This window comes from Xylophilus sp. ASV27 (assembly GCF_016428875.1).
Taxonomy (GTDB): Bacteria; Pseudomonadota; Gammaproteobacteria; order Burkholderiales; family Burkholderiaceae_C; genus Xylophilus.
Map to the genome: position 1 here is coordinate 1 of NZ_JAELTO010000132.1, position 10,430 is coordinate 10,430.

Consider the following 10,430-nt stretch of genomic DNA (forward strand, 5'->3'; position numbering starts at 1 on the left):
CCCCCCCCCCCCCCCCCCCCCCCCCCCCCCCCCCCCCCCCCCCCCCCCCCCCCCCCCCCCCCCCCCCCCCCCCCCCCCCCCCCCCCCCCCCCCCCCCCCCCCCCCCCCCCCCCCCCCCCCCCCTCCCCCCCCCCCCCCCCCCCGCCACCTACACTAGGTTCTCTTCGTCGGCAGCGTCAGATGTGTATAAGAGACAGTCACAGGGATGCACCAGCCCGATGCGCGGGCACGCGGACCTGGCGCGCCTGCGCGCGCGCTCCACCAGGGCGTCGAGGCGCGGATGGGTCGCGGCGGCGGTGTCGGCCAACTCGATCATGGCAGCTTCCTTGCGCGCCGCTCAGACGTAGTCCTTGTACTTCTCGAGCAGGCGCACCGGCTTGGCCAGCGCGTCGCGGCGGAACGGGTCGCCCAGCTCGCGGGTGCACATGACCTCGATCACCGTGGTCTTGCCCTGGTTCATCTGCATGTCCACGGCCTTCTTCAGCGCCGGGCCCACGTCCTCCAGCCGGTCCACCACGATGCCCTCGGCGCCCATTGCCCTGGCGATGCCGGCGAAGCTCTGGTTGTCCAGCTCGCCGGCGACGAAGCGGCGGTTGTAGAAGTCGACCTGGTTCTTCTTCTCCGCGCCCCACTGGCGGTTGTGGAACACCACCGCGGTGACCGGGATGTCGTGGCGCACGCAGGTCATGATCTCGACCATGCTCATGCCCCAGGCGCCGTCGCCCGCGTAGGCAATGGCCGGGCGGTCCGGCGCGGCCAGCTTGGCGCCGATCATGGTGGGCAGCGAATAGCCGCAGTTGCCGAAGCTCATCGGCGCGAAGAAGCTCCTGGGCTCCTCGAAGCGCAGGTAGCTGTTGGCAACCGCGTTGATGTTGCCGATGTCGGTGGACACCATGGCGCGCGGCGGCATCGCCTTTTCCAGCTCGCGCAGCACCTGGCGCGGATGCAGCCAGTGGCCGCCCTCATTTTTGGCCTCTTCGATCATGTCCAGGCTGTAGGGGTCGCGCTCGTGCGTCCAGCCATCGAGTTCCTTCTCCCAGGCCGCCTTCTCCTGCCGGATCTTCTCGGCGCGCTCGGCCTTGGTGGCGTCGCAGGCCAGCGTGCGCCCGGCCAGGCGCTCGAGCAGCGCCTTGCCCACGGCCTTGGCGTCGCCGTGGATGCCCACGGTGATCTTCTTCACCAGGCCCAGGTTGGTGTGGTCGGCCTCGACCTGGATGATCTTGGCGTTCTTCGGCCAGTAGTCCATGCCGTGCTGCGGCAGCGTGCCGAAGGGGCCCATGCGCGAGCCCAGGGCCAGCACCACGTCGGCCTGGGCGATCAGCTTCATCGCGGCCTTGCTGCCCTGGTAGCCCAGCGGGCCCGCCCACAGCGGATGGCTGGCGGGGAAAGAATCGTTGCGCAGGTAGCCGTTGGCCACCGGCGCGCCCAGGCGCTCGGCCAGCGCCTTGCACTCCTCCACCGCATCGCCCATGACCACGCCGCCGCCCGACAGGATGACCGGGAACCGGGCCTGGGCCAGCAACTCGACCGCGGCGGCCAGGCTGTTCTCGCCGCCCGCGCCGCGCTCCACGCGCATGGGTTTCGGGATCTCGCATTCGATCTCGCCGTAGAAGTAGTCGCGCGGGATGTTGAGCTGGGTCGGGCCCATTTCCGAGATCGCGCGGTCGAAACAGCGCGCGGTGAACTCGGCCATGCGCTTGGGGTTCACCACGTGGCCCTGGTACTTGGTGAACTCCTGGAACATCGGCAACTGGTTGGCCTCCTGGAAGCCGCCCAGGCCCATGCCCATGGTGCCGGTCTCGGGCGTGACGATCACCACCGGACTGTGCGCCCAGTAGGCCGCCGCGATGGCCGTGACGCAGTTGCTGATGCCGGGACCGTTCTGGCCGATCACCACGCCGTGGCGGCCCGAGACGCGCGCATAGCCGTCGGCCATGTGGCCGGCGCCCTGCTCGTGCACCACCGGGATCAGCCGGATGCCGGCCGGCGCGAAAATGTCCATGGCGTCCATGAAGGCCGAGCCCATGATGCCGAACATGTCGGTCACGCCGTTGGCGACCAGGGTCTCGACGAAGGCCTCGGAAGGCGTCATCTTCTGCACGCCGGTGACGGCGGCGCGGGCGGGCATGGCGGGGGGGTTCTGGCTCATGGGACGGGACTCCTGCGGTACGGGGTGGTGGAGACTTGAAAAATATGGAACCATGGGTTCCGAAATCTGCGCATGCGAAATATAGGGTGCCGCACGCCGCCAGTCAAATGAAATTCCAATAATCGGTACATTTCGTACTGATTTTTTAATAAAAGGCTATGATCCACGCCATGAAAGTCGTCGAAAGTTCGAAACCCGAGGGCATGGAAACCGGTGCAGACACCCCGACCATGCGGCTGTTCGCCCTGCTCGAGGTGATCGCGGCCAAGGACCAGCGCTACACGCTGCAAGGGCTGGTGGAGGAGACCGGCCTGCCCAAGCCGACCCTGCACCGCATGCTGCAGCAGCTCGAGGCCGCCGGCCTGCTGCGGCGCGAGGGCGACGGCCGGCACTACGGCGTCGGCACGCGGCTGCGGCGCCTGGCCGAGAACCTGCTGCTCAACGACAGCCACCACGGCGCGCGCCACATGGTGCTGCGCCGCCTGGTCGAGGAGATCGGCGAGAGCTGCAACCTCACCGCCCTGTCGGGCAGCGAGGTGGTGTACCTGGACCGGGTGGAAACCGCCGCGCCGCTGCGCTTCTACCTGCAGCCGGGCTCGCGCGTGCCGGTGCACTGCTCGGCCAGCGGCAAGGTCTTCCTGGCGCAGATGAGCCCGGCGCAGCGGCGGCGCCTGCTCGCCAATGCGCCGCTGGAGGCCTATACCCCCAGGACGCTGACCGACCTCGATGCGCTCGAACGCGAGGTGCAGCGCGTGCGCAAGGACGGCTTCGCGCTGGATGACGAGGAATTCCTGCCCGGCCTGCTGTGCATCGCCACCCTGGTGCCCTCGGCCCATGGCCCGTCGAACCTGTGCATCGCTGCACAGGCGCCGATCATGCGGCTCGATGCCGGCAAGGCGCGCCTGCTGCTGCCCGCGCTGCAGCGCGCCGCCCTGGCGCTGGCGCGCATCGATGCCGGCGACGACACGCAGCGCCGCGCCCAGGCCTGAACCAAGGACGACGATGACCGCCCCCCTCCACCCCGGCAGGATGCTGCGCGTGCGCGACCTGTTCGGCATCGACTCCGACCTGACGGTGCCGGCCTTCGGCGAGCGCGGCGAGCACGTGCCCGAGATCGACCCGGCGTACCGCTTCAACCGCGACGTGACGCTGGCGATCCTGGCCGGGTTCCGGCACAACCGCCGCGTGATGGTGCAGGGCCTGCACGGCACCGGCAAGTCGACCCACATCGAGCAGGTGGCCGCGCGCCTGAACTGGCCCTGCGTGCGGCTCAACCTCGACGGCCACGTCAGCCGGCTCGACCTGGTGGGCAAGGATGTGGTGGTGCTGCGCGAGGGCCGCCAGGTCACCGAGTTCCAGGAGGGCATCGTGCCCTGGGCGCTGCAGCGGCCGGTGGCGCTGATCTTCGACGAGTACGACGCCGGCCGGCCCGACGTGATGTTCGTGATCCAGCGCATCCTGGAGCGCGAGGGCCGGTTCACGCTGATGGACCAGAACCGGGTGCTGCAGCCGCACCCCTTCTTCCGCCTGTTCGCCACCGCCAACACGGTGGGGCTGGGCAACCTCAACGGCCTGTACCACGGAGCGCAGCGGCTCAACCATGCGCAGATCGACCGCTGGAACATCGTCGCCTCGCTGAACTACCTGCCGGCCGGCGAGGAAATCGCCATCGTGCAGGCGCGCGTGCCGTCGCTGGCCGATGCGGCGGGCGGCAAGCTGGTCGCCTCGATGGTGGCCGTGGCCGATCTCACGCGCAAGGGCTTCGCGGCGGGCGACCTGTCGGCGCTGATGTCGCCGCGCACCGTGATCACCTGGGCCGAGAACCTGGAGATCTTCCGCGACCCGGCGCTGGCCTTTCGCCTGTCCTTCGTCAACAAGTGCGACGAGGCGGAGCGGCCGCTCGTGGCGGAGTACTTCCAGCGCTGCTTCGACCTGGAGCTGGAAGAATCGCAGCAGCTCGCGGCCCCGGACAGATGAGCCAGGCGCAGCGCCGCGCCCGGCACGCGCAGCGCGTGGACGAACTCTGCGCGGCCATGATCCGCGCCTTCAGCGGCGAGGCCGACCTGCACTTTCGCGGCCGGCGCCTGCACCGCGGCAGCCGGCCGCTGCCCTGGTTCGCGCCGCACCTGCATCCCTCGCCCGAGGCGGACGACTTCGCGTCCTTCCGCGGCGCGGCCGACGGCCTGGCGCTGCGGCTCTCGCTCTCCGACGCGGCGCTGCACGAGCGCCTGCGCCCCGAGCAGCCGGTCGAGCGCATGGTGTTCGAGATGCTGGAGCAGTTCCGCGCCGAGTCGCTCGCGCCCGAGGCCATGCCCGGCATGCGGCGCAACCTGCGGCACCGCCACGAACAGTGGTCGCTCGCCTTCCACCATTCGGGCCTGACCGACACCGCGCGCGGCCTGCTGCTGTACGCCGTGGCGCAGATCTGCCGCGCCCGCGTGAGCGGCCAGCAGGTGCTGCAGGCCACCGAGGATCTGCTGGAGTCCACGCGCTTCGCGCTCGCGCCGCTGCTGGGCCATGCCCTGGCCGGCCTGCGCCGCGACCGCGCCGACCAGGCCGCCTATGCGCTGCATGCGCGCGCCATCGCGCATGCGGTGGCAGCGCTGCTGCATGCGGCCGGCGACGGGGCCGGTGGCGATGCGCGCGAAGGCGCGCCCGAGGACGACCGGCGCAGCGTCTTCAGCCTGGTCGCCGAGATGGAACAGGAGATCGTCGAGCGCTTCACCACCGCCGCGTCCGGCCGCAGCGCCGTGCTCGACGGCGCGGGCGGCGCCTACCGCATATTCACCACCGCCCATGACCGCGAGCACGAGGCCGCATCGCTGGTGCGCCAGGCACTGCTGGCGCAGTACCGCGAGACGCTCGACCGCCGCGTGGCCGGCCAGGGCGTGAACCTCGCGCGCCTGGCGCGCGAGCTGCGCGCGCTGCTGGCCGAGCCCGCCCGCGACGGCTGGGACGGCGGCCAGGAGGAAGGCCACGTCGACGGCCGCCGGCTGGCGCAACTGGTGGCCTCGCCGTCGGAGCGGCGCCTGTTCCGTACCGAGCGGCTGGAGCCGGTGGCCGACTGCGTGGTGTCCTTCCTGATCGACTGCTCGGGCTCCATGCGGGAGCACGCCGAGTCGGTCGCGATGCTGGTCGACGTGCTGGCGCGCGCGCTGGAGCAGGCCGGGGTCGCCAGCGAGATCCTGGGCTACACCACCGGCGCATGGAACGGCGGCCGCGCGCAGCGCGACTGGCTGCGCGCCGGCCGGCCGCCGCACCCCGGGCGGCTGAACGAGCGCTGCCACCTGGTGTTCAAGAACGCCGACACGCCCTGGCGCCGCGCCCGCCCCGCGATCGCGGCGCTGCTCAAGGGCGACCTGTTCCGCGAGGGTATCGACGGCGAGGGGGTGGACTGGGCCTGCGCCCGGCTGCTCGCGCGCCCCGAGCAGCGCAAGCGGCTGCTCGTGGTCTCCGACGGCTCGCCGATGGACGGCGCAACCCACCTGGCGAACGACGCGCACTACCTCGACCATCACCTGCGGGACGTGGTGGCGCGGCAGCAGCAGTCGGGGCGCGTCGCAATCGCGGGCATCGGCGTCGGCCTGGACCTGAGCCCCTACTACCGGCGCAGCCATGTGCTCGATTTCGTCTCTTCCGCCGGCAACACCGTGTTCCGGGAAGTCATCGCGCTGATGAGGTAGCCAAAGCAAAGGCCGGGCAAACGCCCGGCCTTTGGTTGGGTTTACATCCGCCCTTTCCAGGGCACCAGCCGGCGCTCGAGCCAGCGCATCAGCAGGTCGAACAGGTAGGCCACCACGCCGATCACGATGATGCCCATGATCACGATGTCGGTGCGCAGGAAGTTCGAAGCGTTGAGCACCATCTGCCCCAGGCCCATGTTGGCGGCCACCATTTCGGCGGCCACCAGCGTGGTCCAGCCGAAGCCGATGGCGATGCGCATGCCCACCAGAATGTCCGGCAGCGCCGAGGGCAGGATCACGTGCCGGATCACCTGCATGTAGCTCGCCCCCATCGAGTACGCGGCGTTGATCTGCTCCTGCGAGGCGCTGCGCATGCCCGAGCGCGCGGCCAGCGCCAGCGGCGCGAAGCAGCTCAGGAAGATCAGCAGCACCTTGGGCACCTCGTCGATGCCGAACCAGATGATGATCAGCGGCAGGTAAGCCAGCGGCGGCAGCGGCCGGTAGAACTCCAGCGGCGGATCGAAAATGCCGCGCGCCACGCGGCTCATGCCCATGGCGATGCCTACCGGGATCGCCGTGACGCAGGCCAGCGCAAAGGCCGAGAAGACCCGCAGCATGCTGGCCATGAAGTGCTGCCACAGCGGCTTGTCGTTGGCCTGGCCGGTCAGGTACTCGTAGAACTGCTGCAGCACCGCCTGCGGCGAAGGCAGGAACAGCGGCTTGACCCAGCCCATGTTGGTGACGAGGAACCACAGCGCGAACAGGACGATCACGGTGACCACGCTGATGCCGACGCTGGAGCCTTCGCCCGGCACCTTGAAGGCGCTGGTCTTGAGCTTGGCGCCGGACGCGGCGCTGGCGGTGGCGGTGGCGGTGGGGGTTTGTTTCATGGCGACAGGTACGGCAATGCTGGCCTCAGACATGGGCGGCCTCCCGGTGGTGGATGATGGACAGCACTTCCTCGCGCAGCCGGATGAATTCCGGCTCGGACTTGACCTTGCGCGAATCGCCGTGCGTGAGGAACTGGCGCGAGAACGGCACGTCCTCGTAGATGTGCGAGATGCGGCCCGGGCTCGGGCTCATGACGATCAGGCGCGTGGCCAGGAACAGCGCCTCCTCCACCGAATGGGTGATGAAGAACACCATCTTGTTCGACTCGGACCAGGCCTTGAGCAGGATCTCCTGCACCTGCTCGCGCGTGAAGGCGTCGAGCGCGCCCATGGGTTCGTCCATCAGCAGCACGGCCGGGTCGCTGGCCAGGGCGCGCGCGATGCCCACGCGCTGCTGCATGCCGCCCGAGAGTTCGTAGACGGCGCGGTCGGCGTAGGCCTGCAGGCCGACCTGGGCCAGCTTCTCTTCGGCGATGCGGTCACGCCGGGCCCTGGGCATGCCGCCCAGGCGCAGCCCGAGCGCGACGTTGTCGCGCACGTTGAGCCAGGGCATCAGCGCATGCTTCTGGAACACCACGCCGCGGTCGGCGCCCGGGCCGGCCACCGGCTGGCCGTCGAGCAGGATCTGGCCGCTGGAAGGCGGCAGGAAGCCGGCGATGCAGTTGAGCAGCGTGGTCTTGCCGCAGCCGGAGGCGCCGAGCGCGACGACGAAGTCGCCGTCATGCATCTTCAGGTTGACCGGCGCCAGCGCCTGCAGCGTGCCGCCCTTGACGGCGTAGTTGACCGTGAGGTCTCGGATGTCGAGCGTCGGCATGTCAGTTCCCCATGGCCTTCTCGACGTAGACGGTGGCCACGAAGTCCTTGTAGTCGGGCTTGACCGCCTGCACCCGGCCCTGCTCCTTGAGGAAGGCCGCGGTATCGGCCATGGCCTTGGCCGCGCCGCCGCCGAGCCAGGTGGGCGAAAGCTGCTCGGCCGCCGTCGGGAAGCGGTAGAGCGCCATGGTCGCCAGCACGTCCTTCGGATCGGCCTTGGTCCACTTGGCCATGGCCTTGACCTGGGGTGAATCGGCGGTCCAGCTCGCGGCCGATGCCCGGTACTCCTCGTTGGCGCGGTTGAGCGCCTTCACGAAGGCGATCATGAAGGGCTCGTTGGCCGCCGCCCACTTGGCGTTGACCACGATGCCCTCGAACGTGGGCGCGCCGCGCTGGCCGATGCCGCCGGAGGTGGCGATGACCTTGCCGCTGCTCTTGATCCGGGAGAGCACCGGGTCCCAGATGAAGGTGGCGTCGATGTCGCCGCGCTCCCAGGCGGCGGCGATCTCGGGCGGGCGCATGTTCATCACGTTCACGCGGCGCGCGTCCACGCCGTCCATCTTCATGCCGGCCATGAGCTGGTAGTGCGCGGTCGAGACGAAGGGCGTGGCGACCTTCTTGCCGACGAGGTCTTTCATGCCCTCGATGCCGCTGCCATTGCGCGCGACCAGCGCCTCGGCGTCGGCGATGTCGGCCGAGATCCAGAACAGCCTGACGTCCTGCCCCTGGCTGGCCGCCGCGGTGAGCGGGCTGGAGCCGACCTCGCCCATCTGCACGTCGCCCGAGGCCATGGCGCGGATCACGTCGCCGCCGCCGGAGAACATGCGCCAGTTGATCTTGTAGCCGGTGGCCTTTTCGACCTCGCCGGATTCCATCACGAGGCGCAGCGGGACCAGCATGTCCTGGTGCGCGAAAGTCACTTCCTTGGTCTGGGCGAAGGAAGCGCCGCAGCAGCATGCGGCCGCAAGGACCGCGCATTTGAGGGCTAGGCGCCGGGGCATGTTCATCGGTTTTCTCCAGTGGGTGAAGGTCGGGGGCAACTTTGCACGCACAGCCCGCGTCCAGGAAGTGCCAGCGCCGCCAAGGCCATGGAGCCAGCGGATGGGGACTTACCCTTGTTTTGGTGCGGGCCGCACGCCCGCGGTGCGCCGCGCACGGAACCAGGCGCAATCAGTGCGGGCGGGTGGTCGGCCGGCGCGGCTCGCCGCGCGCCAGGGCCAGTTCCTCAACCGCCAGCGCGAGCGCGCGGATGCCCGCCGGGATATGCGCCGCGGCAATCGACGACAGCCGCAGTCGGAAGAACGGACACGGGTACGGCGGCCGGGCGAAGAACACGTCGCCGGCCTCGATCAGCACGCCGTGGCTGCGCGCCATCAGCGCCAGCTCGGCGGCGTCCACCCAGGCCGGCGCCTGCACCCAGATCGAGGCGCCGCCCATGGGCAGCCGGAACTCGAAGTCCGGCAGGTGCTCGCGCAGCGCCTGCGCCGCCAGCGCCAGCCGCTCCTGCATGGCGTGGTTGACGCGCCGCGCGTGCGACTCGTGGTGGCCCAGGGACAGGAACAGCGCATAGGCGTGCTGCAGGAAGGCGCTGGGGTGGCGCACCATGGCGTGGCGGATCACGCGCAGCTCGCGGATCAGCGCGCGCGGCGCCACGATGAAGCCCAGGCGCAGCGCGGGCGAGAGGCTCTTGGACACCGAGCCGACGTAGATCACGCGCCCGGTCTTGTCCAGGCTCTTGAGCGCGGGCATCGGCGTGCCTTCGTACAGGTTCTCGGCCTCGTAGTCGTCCTCGATGATGACGAAGTCCTGCAGCTCGGCCTTGCGCAGCAGCCACTGGCGGCGCTCCAGGCTCAGCGTGGCAGTGGTCGGGCTCTGGTGCGAGGGCGTGACGAACAGATAGTCGGCGGCCGGCAACGCGTCCACCACCAGGCCGTCCTGATCGACCGCGACCTCGACCCACCGCGGCCTGCGCAGCGCGAAGCTGTTGCGCGCATGCGGGTGGCCGGGCTCCTCCAGGCCGACGCGCGTGCGCTCGTCGAACAGCGCGTCGGCCAGCAGGTAATAGGCGTGCTGCGCGCCGAGGGTGACCAGGATCTCCTCCTTGAGCGCGAACACGCCGCGCCGGGGCAGCAGGCGCGTGCGGATCTGCTCGATCAGCTCCGGCACGTCGTCGGTCTCGAAGTCGGGCGTCCAGTGCGGCAGTTGCGAACGCGCCAGGCTGCGCGCGCAGCACTCGCGGAAGTCCCCGGTGGGAAAAAGCTGCGGATCGTAGTTGCCGTAGATGAAGGGGTACGGATAGTCGCGCCACTGCTCGGGCTTGGACAGCGTGGGCCGGTCCACCAGCGAGCGCAGCACGCGCTGCGGCCAGTCCGGCGGCTGGCCCGACTGGCCGCTGCGGCCCACCAGCGGGTCAGCCGCGGCCGCCGACAGCGGGCGCGCGTTCTGCGCCACGAACACGCCGCTGCGCGGGCGCGCTTCGAGGAAGCCCTCGTCCATCAACTGCAGGTAGGCCGAGGTCACCGTGTTGCGGCTCAGCCCCAGGATCGCCGCGAGTTCGCGCGAGGACGGCAGCGGCGCCCCGGGGCTCAGCCGCTCGTCCAGGATGGCCTGGACCACCGCCGCGCGCAGGCGGCCCTGCAGCGGCAAGGCGGGTTGGTCGGGCAGCGAGAACAACTGCGCCCACTGGTTCGATCGGGATTGCGGCATGGTGCGTCGCAGTTTATCGGTCCTGCGCATTGCTATTAAATAAATAGCAAACAGGCCAGACAATCAGGGCAATCGCATCTAACCAGAGCCCCCCATCCCCAGAGCCGCTCCCATGCCCATGAGGTGCTCCAGATAGGGCAGGCTCCAGCCAGCGCGCTTGCGCTTGGCCTGCAGCCCGAGCTTCACCGA

At 70.1% G+C, this 10,430-nt stretch carries 9 protein-coding genes; 4 read left to right on the plus strand and 5 right to left on the minus strand.

The window, feature by feature from the left end:
• Positions 1-347 (plus strand): hypothetical protein (locus JHD63_RS19920; RefSeq protein WP_198972547.1); only part of this gene is annotated, 347 nt, incomplete at its 5' end.
• Here JHD63_RS19920 and xsc read toward each other — a convergent pair.
• The gene (gene xsc / locus JHD63_RS19925; protein WP_198972548.1) at positions 338-2,149 is read right to left on the minus strand and encodes a sulfoacetaldehyde acetyltransferase; all 1,812 of its coding nucleotides are present in this window, start codon (positions 2,147-2,149) and stop codon (positions 338-340) included. The two genes, JHD63_RS19920 and xsc, sit on opposite strands and share 10 nt — an antisense overlap.
• Before the next feature lie 158 nt (positions 2,150-2,307).
• Between xsc and JHD63_RS19930 the strand changes: the two genes are divergently transcribed.
• Genes JHD63_RS19930 through JHD63_RS19940 form a run of 3 tightly spaced genes read left to right on the plus strand, consistent with a single transcriptional unit; the run spans position 2,308 to position 5,832 of the window.
• Positions 2,308-3,138, plus strand: a complete 831-nt coding sequence (locus JHD63_RS19930) for an IclR family transcriptional regulator (protein WP_198972549.1) — start codon at positions 2,308-2,310, stop codon at positions 3,136-3,138.
• 13 nt (positions 3,139-3,151) lie between these two features.
• Positions 3,152-4,126, plus strand: coding sequence for an AAA family ATPase (locus JHD63_RS19935; RefSeq protein ID WP_198972550.1), 975 nt, complete (start codon positions 3,152-3,154; stop codon positions 4,124-4,126).
• Positions 4,123-5,832: a cobaltochelatase CobT-related protein gene (locus JHD63_RS19940; protein ID WP_198972551.1), complete on the plus strand. Its 1,710-nt coding sequence runs from the start codon at positions 4,123-4,125 to the stop codon at positions 5,830-5,832. The genes JHD63_RS19935 and JHD63_RS19940 overlap by 4 nt, the downstream gene beginning before the upstream one ends.
• A 41-nt stretch (positions 5,833-5,873) precedes the next feature.
• On the opposite strand, the gene JHD63_RS19945 is transcribed toward JHD63_RS19940, so the two are convergent.
• The 4 genes from JHD63_RS19945 to pdxR form a co-directional block, all read right to left on the minus strand.
• Entirely contained in the window at positions 5,874-6,755 is an 882-nt protein-coding gene (locus tag JHD63_RS19945) for an ABC transporter permease subunit (RefSeq protein ID WP_198972552.1), read from the minus strand.
• On the minus strand, positions 6,748-7,536 hold the full coding sequence (locus tag JHD63_RS19950; protein WP_198972553.1) for a taurine ABC transporter ATP-binding protein: 789 nt from the start codon (positions 7,534-7,536) through the stop codon (positions 6,748-6,750). The genes JHD63_RS19945 and JHD63_RS19950 overlap by 8 nt, the downstream gene beginning before the upstream one ends.
• 1 nt (position 7,537) lies before the next feature.
• Positions 7,538-8,542, minus strand: coding sequence for a taurine ABC transporter substrate-binding protein (gene tauA / locus JHD63_RS19955; RefSeq protein WP_198972554.1), 1,005 nt, complete (start codon positions 8,540-8,542; stop codon positions 7,538-7,540).
• 163 nt (positions 8,543-8,705) lie between these two features.
• Positions 8,706-10,241 carry a MocR-like pyridoxine biosynthesis transcription factor PdxR gene (gene pdxR, locus JHD63_RS19960; RefSeq protein WP_198972555.1) on the minus strand — a complete coding sequence of 512 codons (1,536 nt, stop codon included), beginning with the start codon at positions 10,239-10,241 and terminating at the stop codon, positions 8,706-8,708.
• Positions 10,242-10,430: the final 189 nt, after the last annotated feature.

Bases quoted from the DNA above. Each gene is read 5' to 3' on its own strand.
- xsc (WP_198972548.1), bottom strand. From the start codon at position 2,149: ATGAGCCAGAACCCCCCCGCCATGCCCGCCCGCGCCGCCGTCACCGGC.
- JHD63_RS19930 (WP_198972549.1), top strand. From the start codon at position 2,308: ATGATCCACGCCATGAAAGTCGTCGAAAGTTCGAAACCCGAGGGCATG.
- JHD63_RS19935 (WP_198972550.1), top strand. From the start codon at position 3,152: ATGACCGCCCCCCTCCACCCCGGCAGGATGCTGCGCGTGCGCGACCTG.
- JHD63_RS19940 (WP_198972551.1), top strand. From the start codon at position 4,123: ATGAGCCAGGCGCAGCGCCGCGCCCGGCACGCGCAGCGCGTGGACGAA.
- JHD63_RS19945 (WP_198972552.1), bottom strand. From the start codon at position 6,755: ATGTCTGAGGCCAGCATTGCCGTACCTGTCGCCATGAAACAAACCCCC.
- JHD63_RS19950 (WP_198972553.1), bottom strand. From the start codon at position 7,536: ATGCCGACGCTCGACATCCGAGACCTCACGGTCAACTACGCCGTCAAG.
- tauA (WP_198972554.1), bottom strand. From the start codon at position 8,542: ATGAACATGCCCCGGCGCCTAGCCCTCAAATGCGCGGTCCTTGCGGCC.
- pdxR (WP_198972555.1), bottom strand. From the start codon at position 10,241: ATGCCGCAATCCCGATCGAACCAGTGGGCGCAGTTGTTCTCGCTGCCC.